The sequence below is a fragment of the Haladaptatus sp. CMAA 1909 genome (assembly GCF_043952005.1).
GTDB lineage: Archaea > Halobacteriota > Halobacteria > Halobacteriales > Haladaptataceae > Haladaptatus.
On record NZ_JBIOAV010000001.1, the window covers coordinates 2,860,267 to 2,875,717 of the forward strand.

At 61.5% G+C, this 15,451-nt stretch carries 13 protein-coding genes; 3 read left to right on the forward strand and 10 right to left on the reverse strand.

Translation table 11 applies throughout. The features are described from left to right. Positions 1-5: 5 nt before the first annotated feature. The 3 genes from ACGYLY_RS15480 to hemC are packed head-to-tail and all read right to left on the reverse strand — an operon-like array spanning position 6 to position 3,283. Entirely contained in the window at positions 6-1,418 is a 1,413-nt protein-coding gene (locus ACGYLY_RS15480) for a DHHA1 domain-containing protein (protein WP_395284055.1), read from the reverse strand. A gap of 27 nt (positions 1,419-1,445) precedes the next feature. Continuing rightward, the gene (locus ACGYLY_RS15485) at positions 1,446-2,186 is read right to left on the reverse strand and encodes a uroporphyrinogen-III synthase (protein WP_395284054.1); all 741 of its coding nucleotides are present in this window, start codon (positions 2,184-2,186) and stop codon (positions 1,446-1,448) included. Further along, positions 2,183-3,283 (reverse strand): hydroxymethylbilane synthase, encoded by a 1,101-nt coding sequence (gene hemC / locus ACGYLY_RS15490; RefSeq protein ID WP_395284053.1) that lies wholly within the window; start codon positions 3,281-3,283, stop codon positions 2,183-2,185. Before hemC ends, ACGYLY_RS15485 begins: the two co-directional genes overlap by 4 nt. 196 nt (positions 3,284-3,479) lie before the next feature. Here hemC and ACGYLY_RS15495 point away from each other — a divergent pair, with 196 nt between their 5' ends. Next, a complete protein-coding gene (locus ACGYLY_RS15495; protein WP_395284052.1) occupies positions 3,480-3,797 on the forward strand; it encodes a HalOD1 output domain-containing protein in 318 nt (105 codons plus the stop codon). Positions 3,798-3,884: 87 nt separating this feature from the next. On the opposite strand, the gene ACGYLY_RS15500 is transcribed toward ACGYLY_RS15495, so the two are convergent. Both ACGYLY_RS15500 and ACGYLY_RS15505 read right to left on the reverse strand, forming a co-directional pair. Continuing rightward, the gene (locus ACGYLY_RS15500; protein ID WP_395284051.1) at positions 3,885-4,760 is read right to left on the reverse strand and encodes a TrmB family transcriptional regulator; all 876 of its coding nucleotides are present in this window, start codon (positions 4,758-4,760) and stop codon (positions 3,885-3,887) included. A gap of 405 nt (positions 4,761-5,165) precedes the next feature. Then, the gene (locus ACGYLY_RS15505) at positions 5,166-5,489 is read right to left on the reverse strand and encodes a transcriptional regulator (RefSeq protein ID WP_395284050.1); all 324 of its coding nucleotides are present in this window, start codon (positions 5,487-5,489) and stop codon (positions 5,166-5,168) included. Positions 5,490-5,674: 185 nt separating this feature from the next. Between ACGYLY_RS15505 and ACGYLY_RS15510 the strand changes: the two genes are divergently transcribed. Beyond that, the gene (locus ACGYLY_RS15510; RefSeq protein ID WP_395284049.1) at positions 5,675-6,214 is read left to right on the forward strand and encodes an NUDIX domain-containing protein; all 540 of its coding nucleotides are present in this window, start codon (positions 5,675-5,677) and stop codon (positions 6,212-6,214) included. A 13-nt stretch (positions 6,215-6,227) separates the two neighbouring features. Here the strand turns inward: ACGYLY_RS15510 and ACGYLY_RS15515 are convergent, their stop codons facing one another. The 5 genes from ACGYLY_RS15515 to ACGYLY_RS15535 form a co-directional block, all read right to left on the reverse strand. Next, the gene (locus ACGYLY_RS15515) at positions 6,228-6,686 is read right to left on the reverse strand and encodes a hypothetical protein (protein ID WP_395284048.1); all 459 of its coding nucleotides are present in this window, start codon (positions 6,684-6,686) and stop codon (positions 6,228-6,230) included. Between the two features lie 87 nt (positions 6,687-6,773). Next, the gene (locus tag ACGYLY_RS15520; protein ID WP_395284047.1) at positions 6,774-8,114 is read right to left on the reverse strand and encodes a glutamate-1-semialdehyde 2,1-aminomutase; all 1,341 of its coding nucleotides are present in this window, start codon (positions 8,112-8,114) and stop codon (positions 6,774-6,776) included. A gap of 140 nt (positions 8,115-8,254) precedes the next feature. Next, complete coding sequence (locus tag ACGYLY_RS15525; RefSeq protein WP_395284046.1) at positions 8,255-9,715, reverse strand: PAS domain S-box protein; 1,461 nt, start codon at positions 9,713-9,715, stop codon at positions 8,255-8,257. A gap of 178 nt (positions 9,716-9,893) precedes the next feature. Beyond that, positions 9,894-11,078 carry an aspartate kinase gene (locus tag ACGYLY_RS15530; RefSeq protein ID WP_395284192.1) on the reverse strand — a complete coding sequence of 395 codons (1,185 nt, stop codon included), beginning with the start codon at positions 11,076-11,078 and terminating at the stop codon, positions 9,894-9,896. A gap of 131 nt (positions 11,079-11,209) precedes the next feature. Then, complete coding sequence (locus ACGYLY_RS15535) at positions 11,210-12,871, reverse strand: PQQ-binding-like beta-propeller repeat protein (protein ID WP_395284045.1); 1,662 nt, start codon at positions 12,869-12,871, stop codon at positions 11,210-11,212. 225 nt (positions 12,872-13,096) lie between these two features. On the opposite strand from ACGYLY_RS15535, the gene ACGYLY_RS15540 reads away from it, so the two are divergent. Next, positions 13,097-15,427, forward strand: a complete 2,331-nt coding sequence (locus tag ACGYLY_RS15540; RefSeq protein ID WP_395284044.1) for a hypothetical protein — start codon at positions 13,097-13,099, stop codon at positions 15,425-15,427. The last annotated feature ends 24 nt before the right edge of the window (positions 15,428-15,451 follow it).

Genomic DNA, 15,451 nt, shown 5'->3' on the forward strand with positions numbered 1-15,451 from the left:
AAAACCTAGCCGAGTTGCTCGCCGACCAGTTCGTCGGCGTGTTGGATGAATTCTTCTTCCTTCCCTTTCGGCACCGTCGCACCTGCTGCGACGTTGTGCCCGCCACCGTCGCCGCCGACGGCCTGTGACGCGGTTTTCATCACGACCGAAAGGTCGAGTCCCTTGCGCGTGAGCGCTGGCGTCCCGCGCGAGGAGACTTTCACTTCCTCGTCGTTCTTCTCCGCGAAGGCGAGAATCGGGACGTTTCGGTCGATGCCGTTCGCGCCCACCGCCATGCCCGCGACGATGCCGACGATGGTTTCGCGCACCCGGTCTTCCGCGTGGAACCACTGGACGTTTTCCTCCTTCGTGACGCCTTCCGACTGGACCCAACTGATTGCCTCCGAGAGGTTTCGCCGGTGGTTGGTCAGGAGCGTCCGCGCTCGTTCCAGGGCGGCGTCTCTGTCGCCGAGACAGACCGCGAGGCCGACGTCGGCGCGTTCGTAGCGCGCCGTCGCGTTGAGCAGGGTGGAGAACTCGCTCACGTCGCGGAGTTCGGTTCCCTCCGGTTCCGCGGCAAGCGTGTAGGTGGTGCCGACCAGGCCCTCGATTTTGCTCGCGGAGACGCCCTTCCGCATCGCGCGTTTGACGAGCGCGCTGGCGACGGTTTGGCGCTCGTCGGCGGTCAAATCCACCCAGCGACGCCAGTCGCCGTCCTCCTTCAGGTCGATGCCGACGCCGTTGAGGAAGCGGAGGACGCCGTTCTGGTCGTTCGAGATGCCGGGGATGTACACGTCCGTCGCGTACTCCAGCAGTTTCGGCAGCGGACGCGTCTGCTTGCCGTACAGCGCAAGGTCGGTCCCGGTTTCGACCACGCCCGCGTCGATTCCCTCCGCCACGATGCCAGTGTTCGCGCCGACGAGTTCGCCGTCCGAAATTTGCATGTCACCCACCGCACCGACGACGGCGAGGGCCGCGAGGTCCCGATTGTCACCCGCTTCGGGTTCGAGCGCTCGGGCAAGGACGTAACTCGCGCCTGCTCCAGAGAGTTCCGAGGAACCGTCGAGACCGAACAGGAGCGGATTGAGGTGGAGCTCCGTGTCCGCGTCCGCTGGCTGGTGATGGTCCGCGATGACGGGTTCGAAGTCGCCCGCAGACTCGTGATCGGCGATGATGTCGAGTTGGCCGCTCCCGAAGTCGGTGAAGAGGACGGTGTCGTACTCGGTCGCCGCGATCGCCGCGAGCGCCTCGGTGTCGAGTTGTTTGCAGAACACCGTCTCGAAAGGAAGGCCGGCGCGTTCGAGGGCCGAGGACGCGATGGCCGCGCTCGTCAGGCCGTCGGCGTCGATGTGCGAGGCGAGGAGAACCTCGTTCGCATCGCGTAATCGGTCCGCACAGGCCGTCGCACGCGCACTCAGTTCCGGTACCGGGCTACTCATGAATACATCCTTGTCACGGCTTTCGATTTAAACTTCAGCCTCGTCGTGACCGTCGCGGAGGCGTTCGACGGCTTCGCGGGCCAACAGGTCGAACGAAGCCGTGTCCGGGACGACATCCACTCGAATACCTCGCTCGCGGGCGGTGTCGCGGGTCGGATCGCCGATGGTGCCGACGGTCGCGTCTTGGAGACCGTCCAGCGCCTCGGTTCGAATGCCCCGTTCCTCGGCGGCGGCGAGGAAGTGTTCGACGGTAAGCGAGGAGGTGAACAGCGCGGCGTCGAGGTCGCCTTCGGCGGCGAGTTCGGCCGAGCGCCCCGAGCCCTCGGGGCGAACGAGTTCGTACAGTATCGTCTCGTGAACGTCCGCGCCCGCGTCGGCGAGGCCGTCGGTCAGCACGTCGCTTCCGTGGTCGCTCCGGGCGACTTCGACGGTTTTGCCGTCCACGTGGTCGGCGAGGGTCGCGACCAGTCCCCGCGAGGAGAATCGGTCGGGAACGATGTGGACATCGTAGCCGTGTTCGCGGAGCGTCGCGGCGGTGGGTTCGCCGATGGCACAAATCGTCGCGTCGCCGGGGTTCCATCCCGCCTCGTGTGCGAGTTCGACGCCGGTTTTGCTCGTCAGGACGACGAAGTCGGCCTGTCGCGGCGCGGTGTCGCTCGGACGGACAGCGAGCATCGGGTCGGGGACGGGGGTCACGTCGAGCGATTCCAGGAGGTCGACGGCCTCGTCCAACCGTTCGTCGTCCGGGCGAAAGACCGCGACGTTCATTCGCTCCCCTCGCGCGCCGCCGCGATGAGGTCGCGGGCACCGCGGTCGGCGAGTTCCTCCGCCACCTTCTTCGCGCCGGTGACGTGCGTTTCGACCGGCACGTCGCGCTTTATCGAGACGACCTCCGAGCCGTCCCCGCTGAACACCTGCGCTTCGACGTGGACGTTCTCGCCCTGAATGATGCTGTGGACGCCAATGGGGGCGATACAGCCGCCGTTCAGTTCGCGGAGAATCGTCCGTTCGACGGTGGTTTCGACCCGCGTCCGCGGGTGGTCGAGGACCGTGTGTAGGTCCTGTGCGAGTTCCGAATCCAGCGTCATGACCGCCAGCGCGCCCTGACCCGGTGCGGGGACGAACTGCTTCGGCGGCAGTCGGTCGTACTCGACGTGATGGGCGAGGCCGCTCCGTTGGAGTCCCGCCTCTGCGAGGACGATGCCGTCGTACTCCGTCTCGATGTCGCGTTCGAGCGCCCGCCGTTCGACCTCCGAGAGGCCGTTGAACCACTCGTCGATGGTCTCGTCGTACGGGAACTCATAGCTGTCCTTCTTGCCGAGGTGGCCTTTCCGCTCCTTTTCCTCCTCGGTACGCTCCTCGTGTTCGGCCTGAAGGGTCGGCGCGAGGAGTTTCTCGATCCGCGTATCGACGTTTCCGCGGAGGGGTTCGACCGTCAAGTCGGGACGGAAGTTGAGCAGCTGGGCTTTCCGGCGAAGGCTGGACGTGCCCACGACGGCACCCTCGGGAAGCGCGTCGATGGGTTTCCCGTCCGGCGTCACGAGGACGTCGTTCGCGCTGGCACGCTCGGGGACGGCCGCGACGACCAGTTCGTCCGGGTGGTCGGTCGGCATGTCCTTCATGGAATGAATCGCGCCGTCGACCGCCCCGTCCAGCACCTCTCGATCCAGATTACGGACGAACGCGCCCGTCTTCCCCAGTTCCGTGATGAGTGCGTCGTCCAGTTGATCACCCGTCGTCTCCACTTCGACCAGTTCGACCGAGAACCGGCGGTCTTCCAGTGCCGCCTTTACCTCCCCCGACTGTCGGATTGCGAGGTCGGAGCCTCGCGTAGCGAGACGAAGTTCCTTTCCGCGATTGCTCATAGCCGATACTGAGAACCCGACATTGAAACCACCTTCGCAACCCGTCTCGGGGACGTACCGGGACGGAAGCGTAACGCGGAAACGTCGATCCACGGTGGAGGAATCGCGGCAACGGCGGGTCGGTATCGAAAGTCAGCTAGTTCACTCGGATAATCACATAAAGTTATAATAGCCATGGTCGTAGAAACAGGACGTAATGAGTGGAGAGGAGTCGTCGATCGACGTGGATGACTCGGAAAGGGGCCTCGAAACGACGCGCGTTCAGTACGATTGGTCCTCCACGTCGCCAAGCATCGCCGTCATGGAAACCATCGCAGCGGTATCGGACTGCAGGCAGGAGGAACTCGACCCGCTATACGAGCGGATAAACCCCGATTCGTTGGATGACATCGTCGATCCGCGGTTTACGAAACGGGCCGATGCGAGAAGCACCGTGTCGTTCGGATACGGCGAGTATCACGTTACCGTTCGAAGCGACGGAGAAGTGAGCGTCGCGTCGAGCGGGTCGGATTGAGTCGTCAACGTCGTCCGGAAACGCTCCGAACGGGGGCGGATTCGAAAGCATCGAGTAGCTTGCGGGCGATACCAGCGGTGAGAGCGCTTATTCGTCGGCGATCTCCGAGCTTCCGTCGATGATTCCGGCCTCGTCGCGCCCCGTTTCGACGTTCTCGGACTGGAGCAGACCGGTCGCCATCAGTCGGCGCGCGATAACGACGATACCGTTATCGAATCCGTGACCGAACACCGCCCGCTCGTTTTCGAACGACCCGGACTCCGTCTCGTGGGCCGAGCTGACCAGAATCGTCTCCCTGTCGACCAGCAGGAGACGGGTGATGATCGTATCGTCGAACTCCCGAATCGGCGAACTGTCGAGCCAGTCCAATTGAGAGACGAAGATTGTCGCATCGGAGATGGCCCGATCTATTTGCTCGCGTATCGCGTCGTTTGACGTGCCGACGAGAACGCGAACGTCGGCGCTCTGTGCCGCCTGCAACTGTTCGATGAGGTTCTCGGTGAGGGCCGCTTCGTGCCCGATGACGAGGACGATTTCCTCGTCGGCATTCTCGATGAGTTGCTGCGTTCGGTTCTCGACGGCCGAGGTTCCGTTCAACGTCCATATCTCGTGCGTCGTTTGGTCGTCCCCGTGCGTCCGTGCCGGTTCGATGGTCGATATCGTTTCGACCAGTGTCTCCGTTCGCGATTCGTACTCCTGTCGGAGCGTCTCGGCCGCTTCCTCTATCGGCACGGCACGGAACAACTGCGGATTCGAATGTTGAATTTCGACGAGGCCCTTGCTCTCCAACACTCGAATCGCATCGTAGACACGCGTCCGCGGAACTTCGGAGATTTCGCTTATCTCCTTGGCCGTCCCTTCCGGGGTGCGTGACAGTGCGACGAGACATCTCGCCTCGTACTCTTTCAGTCCGAGTTGCTGAAGCAATTCGACAGCCTGCTGATGATTAGATTCGTCCTTCATGGGTCCCAACCATGTTACCGGGAACACCGGTACCGTTCCCTTGTTTTTCTGCCCCTCACAAGTCAGTTCCTGTCCGGTCCCTCAGTTTTATTTGAGAGGACGACCGTTGGAGTTCAGGAACTACCACTATAATTAGTGTTCCAACATTAATGAAGTGCTCGGGGAAGGCGAGATATTATGGATCACAGGGATATAGCACTTATATTATAAAATCTCTGTCGAATAGTAACCAGAGAAGTCGAAATAACGATTCAGTACCTCTCAGAAAACATATTGTTCACTCGGATAATCACAGTAAGGTTATACAGAAGTAGACCGAATCCGTACTCGGCACGGGATACGATAGGGTCCCAACCAACTGTCGTCCCGTGCCGTTTCTGCGGCGACAGTGGCCCGGGAGACTAATCAGTCAGCAGAAGTGGAATCGGGAGAATTATCTCGATACTCGGTTAGCGCCGTGAGAACCGGTTCGATTTCCGCGAACCGGTCCCCTTTCGTGACTTTCCCGGTTTCGTCATCCCACTCGATGTAGCCGTGGTCCGCCAATTTGGGGAGGTGAATATGATACATCAGAATCGCCCGTTCCCTCTCGTCGGGTCCCTCCGCATCGTCGATATCCGTCCGAACGGTCCGCGGATTTTCGTGAAGTAAGTCGAGTAACAATCGGCGTCGATGGACGTTCGAAACGATCTCTAAGTGGTCATCCAACATGGTCACGCGATATTCCATACCGTTTCACGGAGAATAAACGAACTAGAATTTCACGGGAACTCTTCGAATGAATAAACGAGTGACAGCGACATCGAGTCGCACGAACGTGAACCGGTCGCCATCAGTCGACGGGGATTTCGTTGAATTCGAGATAGCGTCGTCTGAACGCGAAACTAAACTATCCGTCGGTACGCAGTGTTCGCATGGTGGACGAACGCGAGCAGTACGTCGGCAAAATTACGCAGAAAGCGCTCCTCTTCGGGCCGGACGGGAACCTGTTGGTGACGAAGGTCGACGACCATTGGGAACCGCCGGGAGGTCGATTCGAGTACGGTGAAACGCTCGTCGGCGGACTACGCCGCGAACTCAGGGAGGAGGTCGGCGTGGACGCCAAAATCGGGCCACCGGTCGAAGCGGCGTACGGCGGCTGGTTGGACGGCGAGACGGGAAACCCGCTGGTGACGCTTCTCTATCGCTGTGAAACGGAAGAGACGGGAATCGATCTGAACGAGGAACACGACGACTACGAGTGGGTCACACCCGACACGGCGGCGGAACGGCTGAAGCCCGTCTTCTCCGCGAGAATGGTTCGAGCGGTCGAACGGGCCGCTGCACTCGATGACGAGGAACCGTTTGCGGCAGTGACCGACCCCTACGCGGATACCGAGGTGTCGAAGGAGGAGATACTGGCGGAACTCGCCGCCGCGCGTGCCGCGGACCCGCCCGAGACGACCGATATCTGAACGCCGCTCTCGGTCACGGAACGCCGAGGTTGTCGTGTCGTTCGCGGAGATAATAGAGCGCGAACGGAACGCTGAGGACGAGTCCGGTGATGACCGCAACCGAGAGACTTTCCGTCAGGAGGCCGCCGATGACGGCGGCCACGAGGCCGAGGAGACCGACGAGCGCGTAGTTTCCGCTCGGCGGTTCCCACCCCGGTTCGGCGCGGTGGATGGCCTGCGTGTCCTGAAACACCGCGAACGGGAACACGACGATGAGGACGGCGAACGGAATTCCCACCGCGACGAGGGAGACGGACACCGCGTGAACGACCGGAGAGTCGGACGTGAAGGAGAGAAGGGACGGTTCCAGCATGATGGCGAACGTGACCCACGCGACCGTCACGAGCCAGAAGACGAACACCACGGGTACCGCCGCGATCCAGTACCACCAGCGCGAGCGTACCCGGTCGCCGGAGAGTTGTGGACGTTGCATCTGTTCGTTCCTTGGAATCGGGGGGTAAAACGAATGTCGTCTCCCGAACCGGCCTTCGGGAGAGAGACTAACCGTCGAGAACGCGGGTTAGAGGGCCCCTTTGTACGCTTCCAGCGTCTCCTCTATGTCCTCCTCGGTGTGGGCGTAGCTGATGAACTGCGATTCGAACTGGTTGGCCGTGAGGAAGACGCCCTCGTCGAGCATCGCGGGCCAGAACAGGCGCTCCCAGCGCTCCGTTTCGGCGCGGTTCACGCCGCCCTTGTCCTTCGGGCAGTAGTCGAACCGGGGGCAATCGGGGTTCTGGCGGCACCCCGTTTCGCACTGGCCCTCCAAATCGCGCGGCCCGTCGCGGGTAAAGATGACCTTGAACATGCTGTCCATGCCGACGACGGTGTACTCCGGCGCGCGGTCTTCGAGGATGTCGGTCAAGCCCGACCGGAGTTGGTCGCCGAGCGCGGCCACGTGGTCGTACACGTCGTTTTTCGCGGCGTAGCGGAGCAGTTCGAGTCCGGCGGTGAGCGAGAGCGGATGGCCGGAGTAGGTACCTGCCTGAAACACGTTACCGGTCGGCGTGAACTGCTCGACGATGTCGGCCCGCCCGCCGACGGCACCGACGGGGAACCCGCCGCCGATGACCTTGGCGAGCGTCGTGAGGTCCGGCGTGATGCCGAACTTGCCCTGCGCACACCCCAACCCACCGATGCGGAATCCGGTCATCACCTCGTCGAAGACGAGCAGCGACCCGTGGTCCTCGGTCAGTTCGCGGAGCGTCTCCAGATACCCGTCGACGGGCGGGACGCTCGCGCAGTTTCCGAGAATCGGTTCGGTGAGAACGCAGGCGATTTCGTCGCCGTGCTTCTCGAACACCTCGCGGGCGGCCTCGACGTCGTTGAACGGGAGCGTGATGGTCTCCTCGGCAAACGACGCCGGAATTCCGTTGGAACTCGGTTCCGAAGTCGCGCCCGTCTTCCCCTGCACGAGCGTCGATTCCTGTGCGCCGTGATAGCCGCCCTGCATGACGACGATTTTGTCGCGCCCGGTGTAGCCACGGGCGAGGCGCACGGCGGAGGTGGTCGCCTCGGTTCCGCTGTTGACGAACCGAATCATCTCGACGCTCGGGACGTGCCGGGTGACGAACTCCGCGAGTTCAACTTCGACTTCGGTCGGCGCGCCGTACATCGGCCCGTCGGCGAGTTGCGATTGGAGCGCCGACTGGACGGGTTGTGGCAGGTCGTGTCCCAGGAGGAGCGGCCCGTAGCCCATCACGTAGTCGATGTATCTGTTCCCGTCGGCGTCGATGACGTGTGCGCCGTCGCCGCGTTCGACGAAGAACGGGTACGGGCGGACGGCCCGAACGGGTGAGTTGACGCCGCCCGGCGTCACGGACAGCGCACGGTCGTACAGGTTTCGAGAGCGCTCGCGGTTCATGTTCGGCCGGTTCGGACTCCCGCGTAAAGTTTGTGTCGAGAGATGGGCGAGGGGAAACGCGACCGAAGGGTCGGGAAGGAAACGAAAGCGGACGTGAAAATACAGCGGTCGTGAGTGCGGAAGCGGTGCGAACGGGGCTCTCAGACGGGGTTTTTCGTTTCGGTGACGTTCGTGAACTCGAACTGTGCGCCGCCGTCGGCGCTGTCGGTCAGCGAACAGTTCCAGCCGTACACGGTCGCCAACTCGTGAACGAACGCGAGCCCCAACCCCATTCCGCCGTTCCCGGATGCGGTCGTGTAGCCCATCTCGAAGACGGTTTCGCGGGCGTCCACCGGGACGCCCGGTCCGTCGTCGGCGATGTAGAATCCGGTCGGGAGTTCGTCGACGGTGACGGTGACGTCCGCCCCAGCGTGTTCGACGGCGTTTTCGAAGAGGTTTCTGAACAGATGTTCGACGTACGTCTCGTCCGCGGAAATCGTCCCGTCAATCAGTACCTCCAATGTCGCATCGGAGGGATTCACCTTGTTCCAAGCGTTCTGTGCCGCGTCTCCGAGACGCACGGGCGTACTTTCGGGCACCGTCTCGTGTCCCTGTGTGACCACCAACAGCACGTCGATGATGTCGTCGATGCGGTCGAACGATTCGGTGATGTACTCGACCGCGACCGGGGCCGCGTCCGCTGGGAGTTCGTTGCAGTACATCTGACCGATCATGAGCGGGTTCCGGAGTTCGTGGGCGACCATGCTGGCGAAGCTATCGAGTCGCTGGTTCTGCCGTTCGAGTTGCCGTTCGCGCTCGTTTCGCTCGGTCACGTCGCGGACGACGCCGACGATGTCTCGACCGTTAGCCGCTTGTTTCGGGAGGTTCGCCACCGTCGCTTCGACGTCTATCCTGTCGCCGGACGACGTTTCCAAAATCGCGTCGTAGGTCTTCGGTTCGCCGTCGTCCGCGAGGAGTTCGTCTTGCAGTTCGTTCGAGAGGTCGTTCAACCCCTTCACCACGACGAACGACGTGTGCGACCCGAGGAGTTCCTCGCGGTCGTACCCGACGATTTCGGCGTACGCGTCGTTGACGTGGATGAAGTAGTCGTCCTCGTCGATGACGAAGATACCGTCGTTGACGGTTTCGATCATGGTTTCGTAGCGCTGGAGTTCCTGGCTGTATCGTTCCGCCTCCCGCCGCTGTTCGTCGGCGTTGAGCGCTCGCGTCCCCGCCCGTGCGCCGTTGTACCCCATTCCGAGTCCGGAGAGACAGGAGAGCGACGTGAGGATGAGCATGCTGCCAACCGAAGCGGCGTTGGTGGTGACGAGATAGATGAAGAGGAAGATACTGAGCATCATCGCGATACCTCCCAGGCACCACTTGACGATGCGGGAGAAGAGTTCCGTTCGAACCTCGCTCCGGGGCAGCCAATAACCGACGTGGAGAGTGACGAGGCCGGGACCGGCGACGAGGGTGAAGACGGTCAAGTCGAGACCGAGCGTCCAGTCGGTGGCGACGTTCGTGAACGAGATTCCGGAACCGGCGACGACGTACATCCCGCCGAGAGCCATGATGATACGCCGTCCGGAGGCTCCCGAAAGGTCCCACGACTCAAACATGAATTGATACGTTGTCAAGCCGAGTAATTATCGTTGTGATACCCGCTTTTATGCGGGATACGGAAATCTCCCGGACGACACGAACGACCACTCGACGACGGTCGGTGTGACCGAGGGGCCGACAGCGGTCGGTGCAACCGAGCGGTAGACAGCAGTCAACGACGACGGCCGTCGGTCGCTACTGCTGGAAGTGGTTCTGGAGGATTTCGAGGGTCTGTTCCTTGTCGTCCCAGTCCACGAACAGGGCGACGCTGGTCGCGCTGGTGATGAGGTCGTGGATGTTGATGTGCGCCTCCGCGACGGGGGCGACGAGTTCGTGGATGATGCCGGGTTCGTTGGGAAGTTCGCCGCCCGTCACCCGAATCACGGCGATGGGGTCATCGACCGTGACACTGGAGAGCGACTCCTCGTCGATGACTTCCTGATGGAGGATGTTCTCGGCGCGTTCGGCCTCCTCCCTGTCCACGTAGAACGTGATGCTGTCCATGCCGCTCGCCACCGCGTCGATGTTGATGGTGCCGGCACCGAGTGCGGTGGAGAGGTCGGCGAGGATGCCGGGGCGGTTTCGAATCGCCCGCCCTGCCAACGTCATGCAGGAGAGCGGCGACTCGCGCATGTCGATGAGGTTCTCGAACTGTCCCGTGACGCTCGTCCCGCCAGCGAGCAGGTCGCCGTGCTGGTAGTGAACCACGCGAACGTGCAGGTTGTCGTCCTTGTACGAGAGCGCCGACGGCGCGACGACTTCCGCGCCGCGGAACGAGAGGTTTCGCAGTTCGTCCACCGTGATTTCGCCGACGTTCCGTGCCCCCTCCACGACGCTCGGGTCGCCGGTCATGACGCCCTCGACGTCGGTGACGATGACGACTTCGTCGGCGTCCATGTAGGTGCCGAGCATCACGGCCGTCGTGTCGCTGCCGCCGCGCCCAAGCGTCGTCACGCCGCCGTCCTCGTTTTCGGCGAGGAATCCGGTGATGACCGGCACGGTGCCGTCCAGTTCCGATGCGAGTTCGTCGGCGCGTTCCTGCGTCGCCTCGACGTTGACTTCCCCGCGTTTGTCGGTGATGACGGGCCACCGTTCGCTGCCGGGTTCGAGGAACACCGCGTCCACGCCGCGCGCGGACAGGGCGGCTTTGAGCATTCGGACGCTCGTGCGCTCGCCCATGCTGACGATTTCGGCGCGGTCGGGTTCGTCCGCATCGAAGTGAATCTCTTCGAGGAGTTCGTCCGTCGTGTTGCCCATTGCACTGGCAACGACGGCGATTTCGTGTCCTGCATCGACTGCGGCGGCGATGGAATCTGCGGCGCGGTTGATGCGGTCACCGCTTCCGAGGCTGGTGCCTCCGAACTTGGCGACTACGCGCACCGAACCACCGTCCGTGGTCGGTAATTCATGGGGGGCCATTGCAACGGCGGCCAGATAACTGCTTGCATGTCCAGGATATCTGCCAGTTACTCGTCTGACAATATCGGGAAAAGAGTCCCGCCGAGGGCGAGTCAGTTCGGGGAGAGACGGACGCTCGCCGTCTCGGTGTTGCCGCTTTCGTCCGTGACTTCGAGTCCGATGGTCAGCGACCCACACGTCGGGACGGTGACAGAGACGATCGACCCGGACTCCTCGTACTCACCGTCGCCGTCGACGTCCCACGCGAACTCCAGCCCTTGCCCGGTCGAACAGGAAGCGACGAGTCGAACGATATCCCCGGCGTCGAGGGAATCCAAATCGAGATTCGAGACGGCTTCGATACAGACGTCGAGCGGCGGCGAATCGTCCCCGTCGTCCGGTTCGTCCGACGGAAGGCCCTCGTCCCCGTCCGGCCGTTGATCGCACGACCCGAGGACGAAGAAGTTCGAGTAGTACGTGTACTTGTAATCGAGCGTCGCCCCGGCCGGGTACGTCGCGGTGTACAGTTTTCCGTCGCTGACGACAGGGGTACCAGCGGCCGGGAAGTCTTCGGGCGACGTCTGAAGACCGTCGCTGTCGATGAGGTACGACCACCGGCGTTCGCCGGTCGTGCGCTCGACGGCGTGAACGACTCCGCGACCGGCCGACGGGTCCGACCCGGGAACGTACTGCCCGCTGAGATAGATCGTCCGTTCGTCCACCACGGGGTTACTGAAGAACTGACCCGACAATGTGGTTTCCCACGCCGTCTCCCCGGTATCGGCATCGAGAGCCTGCAACAGGGATTCTCCGTCCAAATCCACGACGAGCACGTGATCGTCGGTAACTGCGACCCGACCATCCCACCGGTTGCTAGCGTTGGACTCGTATTCCCACTCCAGGTCGCCGGTATTCGGGGACCGAGCCTCTATCGTGACCCGCATGTCGTTTCCTTCGAGGAAATCAGTCTGGGTGAAGAACACCGCCTCACCGTTCGTTGCGGGGTTGCCAAGGGTCGTGTCGTCGGGCGAGACTTCCCACCGTTTCGAACCGTTGTCCGCGTTCAGTGCGATTCCGCTGCTCGTAAAGACCGAGCCGTCGGCGTAACTCAGCGTCGTTCCGACTTCATCTTCGATTCCCGTAGCGTCCTCGGTTTGCCATAGGGTGTCGCCGCTCTCAGCGTCGAACGCGTAGACGTCGTCATCGTTCGCGGTGAACACCCGGTCGCCTACGAGAACCGGACGGGACCACCGACTGTGGTCACGGCGCGCCCACATCGTCTCTCCTGAATCGGCATCGAGCGCATAGAAACCGTCGTCGGATTCTTCGATTTCGCCGGTCTGTGTCGGGAAGTAAAGCCTCTCGCCGTCAATCGTCGGGGTCTTCAGACTCGGAAAGCCGGTACGTTTCCACCGTCTGTCGCCGGTTTCGATGTCGTATGCGCCGAGATACCCGGCGCGTTCGCCGGGAGTGTTGTTCGCCGTGACGGCGAGGTACAGTACTTCGTCGGCGATGAGGGGCTCAGCATGGTACATGGTTCCATCCAAGTCCATCTGCCAGTCGAGCGTCGGGAACGGCGTCGGACCGCTCCCTTCGGTCGTTCCCGTTCGACCCGGGCCACCCCGGGGACCACTCCATTCATCGGACTCCTTAGCCTCGTCGTCAGCCGCAGTGGAACCGGAGCTGCCGTAGCCTGCGACACCCATCGTGATACCGACGGTTTTCAGAAACGTTCGACGGTCAGTGCCGTTCGGTGTGTTGGATTCTCCAAGCATCTGTTACAGGATAAAAAACAAGCTTATTCCCTATTGTTATGAACTTCCTGAATAGAACATTCAATTTCCAGGAGGTACATAACAATATCCAATCGTGATTTTGTACAAACTATGCGACGTAGAGAAATCAGCAATGTAAGCACACGAACAGGCGACACAGCCGAGACAACTAGGGCCGCCGCACAACTGACTTCCTCCGAGCAGCGGGCAAAGGGAGGAAACTAAATGCCCACCTACAACATCGCTGACAGGGGTGCTGACAAGACGGGGTCCACGGCTATCGATTCCGTTCTCGACTCGCTTGTAGGGAGTAACACGACCATCGTCTTCCCGTCGGGAACGTACAAACTCAACGACCTCACCGTCCCGTCGGGAACGAACGACCTCAAACTCATTGCGCCGAACGGCGCACGTCTCGTTCCCGGACGGTCCGGCGACAACGTCCGGTGGATAAGCGTCTCCTCGCGGGGCTTTGTGATGGACGGGTTCGAACTCGACATGCGAAACACGGCGATACCACCGTACGTGACGATGAACTCGGGATCTGGAAACTGGGAACTCAGACGGCTCATCACCCGCGGAAAGGTTCGGTCGGCCACCGACACCAACGTCGGAACGAACAATTCGAGCGATGCGCGCACCTACTTTCGGCTCTCGTCAGCGGACGGAACGCGAGGGCTCTTACAGGACTGTTACTTCAACGAGGGAGCGTGTGCCCCGAGCGAGGCGAGCAACCGGCGAGCGATTCTCATAGAATCCAGCGACGGTGATATCGTATTGAATCGGTGTTGGTTCGAGCTGTGGGCCGAAAACACGATTTACGCCAAGAAACCGGAAGGGGCGTTGAAAATCTACAACTGTTTCCTTCGGAATACACAGAATGGGATGCGATTAGGTGGGAACACGGAAGTGAACAATACTGTCTCGATAAAGAACAGCCAACACCCAAGACAAGCATGGTCGGGAGGCTCGCTCCAACGGGGGGTCAACGTGGAAGCCACCGTACCGACGAATGCGTCGGAGGGTATCGACAGCTACAACGGGACGCTCGAAATCGTCGACAGCGACTTCAATCATCGCTATCTGGACACGAGTTGTGGGTCGCCACTCGGGGCAGGGGTTCCGTGTGAGCGAATCAGCGTCCGAAATACGCGAATGAGCTTCGATTCGACCAAGCAGAACCAGGATGCCATCTATACGCTCGACGGGAAGATGGACAACGGAAGTCCCGCAAACCTCGCGTATCTCCAGCTTCAGAATGTGCAAGTGCGCAACGACCACGAAAACGAGTACGGCATCTTCATCGGCCAGACGCCGGACTCATGGGGAACGATCTCCGGTACCATCGGTGGGAGCGGTCTACAGACTAATTCGTCGTATGTCAGCAATCGAATGACCACCAACGGGAATCCGACTGCACCGAACACGACGCCATCCCTCCCGAATCCACCTGCACTGGGAAAGATACCACTCCAGTCGGCACAACTCGTTCGCATCGACAACACCGGTAACAGTTCGGCCACGACGTTCAGTATAGAGGCCGGTAGTTTCGTCGGACCGGCAGGGAACGACGGGGCGACGGTCTACATGAACTGGGCGTCGAGCGTCTCCGCGAAACGCGCGTCGAATTCGACGAAGGCCTCCGGAACAGTGCCAGCGGGGCAAGTGTACGCGTTCTATGTGACTGGTGGTATCGTCTCAACCAGCGCGAGCGGGTCTGCAACGTGGACACTCGATGGAGAGCCGTTCGCGCCCGGAACACCGCTCGCGACAAAAGCGCTCTCCACCGACCAGCCGAACCGGGACACGTGGACGGAGGCTCAGACTGGGGTTTCACAGTCGCGAGTCGTGGTCACGAAACCGCTCTCGTACAACGGTACGGACCCGTGTCACACCCGACTTCGAAACGTCGGGAGCGGGAACTTCGAGTACAAGATCGAAGAGTGGGCGTACCTCGGTGGTTCGCATACGGCCGAAACGGCACATATGCTCGCGGTACGGCCAACCGAGCAGCGGCTACGGCTGAGCGACGGGAGCACTTGGCCGGTGAAAGCGGGAACCAAGTCCGTCAATAGCGGCTTCACTACTGTCTCGCTTGGCAGTTTCTTCGCCACGCAACCGGTCGTCTTCACGAAGTCACAGACAGTCAGCGAGGCCGACCCAATAGTCACGCGGGTTCAGAACGTTACGCAGGGTTCATTCGACGTCCGGGTCCAAGAGGAGGAGGCAGGCGGAACCCACGGGAACGAAACGGTCGGATATATTGCGCTCCAGCCGACGACAGGACGGCTCAACGGAAAGCCGTTCGAAGTTCAGCGAACCAGCAGGGTGGTGACGGACAGTTGGTATCACATCGACTTCCAACAACAGTACGACTCGCCGAAGTTCATCGCGGATATGCAAACGTACTACGGGACGGATCCGTCGAACCTCCGATATCGGAACCTGACGGGAACTGGCGTCGATGTCAAGGTCGAAGAGGAGCAAAGCAGGGATACCGAAACGGCACACACCACCGAAGTGGTCGGATACGCCGTGTTCGAAGGGTCCCAGTAAGACACGATGCCCCCGATTCCCGAA

Coding starts and splice junctions, on each gene's coding strand:
- ACGYLY_RS15485 (WP_395284054.1), bottom strand. CDS start 2,186: ATGAACGTCGCGGTCTTTCGCCCGGACGACGAACGGTTGGACGAGGCC.
- ACGYLY_RS15510 (WP_395284049.1), top strand. CDS start 5,675: ATGGTGGACGAACGCGAGCAGTACGTCGGCAAAATTACGCAGAAAGCG.
- ACGYLY_RS15495 (WP_395284052.1), top strand. CDS start 3,480: ATGAGTGGAGAGGAGTCGTCGATCGACGTGGATGACTCGGAAAGGGGC.
- hemC (WP_395284053.1), bottom strand. CDS start 3,283: ATGAGCAATCGCGGAAAGGAACTTCGTCTCGCTACGCGAGGCTCCGAC.
- ACGYLY_RS15525 (WP_395284046.1), bottom strand. CDS start 9,715: ATGTTTGAGTCGTGGGACCTTTCGGGAGCCTCCGGACGGCGTATCATC.
- ACGYLY_RS15480 (WP_395284055.1), bottom strand. CDS start 1,418: ATGAGTAGCCCGGTACCGGAACTGAGTGCGCGTGCGACGGCCTGTGCG.
- ACGYLY_RS15520 (WP_395284047.1), bottom strand. CDS start 8,114: ATGAACCGCGAGCGCTCTCGAAACCTGTACGACCGTGCGCTGTCCGTG.
- ACGYLY_RS15505 (WP_395284050.1), bottom strand. CDS start 5,489: ATGGAATATCGCGTGACCATGTTGGATGACCACTTAGAGATCGTTTCG.
- ACGYLY_RS15540 (WP_395284044.1), top strand. CDS start 13,097: ATGCCCACCTACAACATCGCTGACAGGGGTGCTGACAAGACGGGGTCC.
- ACGYLY_RS15500 (WP_395284051.1), bottom strand. CDS start 4,760: ATGAAGGACGAATCTAATCATCAGCAGGCTGTCGAATTGCTTCAGCAA.
- ACGYLY_RS15535 (WP_395284045.1), bottom strand. CDS start 12,871: ATGCTTGGAGAATCCAACACACCGAACGGCACTGACCGTCGAACGTTT.
- ACGYLY_RS15515 (WP_395284048.1), bottom strand. CDS start 6,686: ATGCAACGTCCACAACTCTCCGGCGACCGGGTACGCTCGCGCTGGTGG.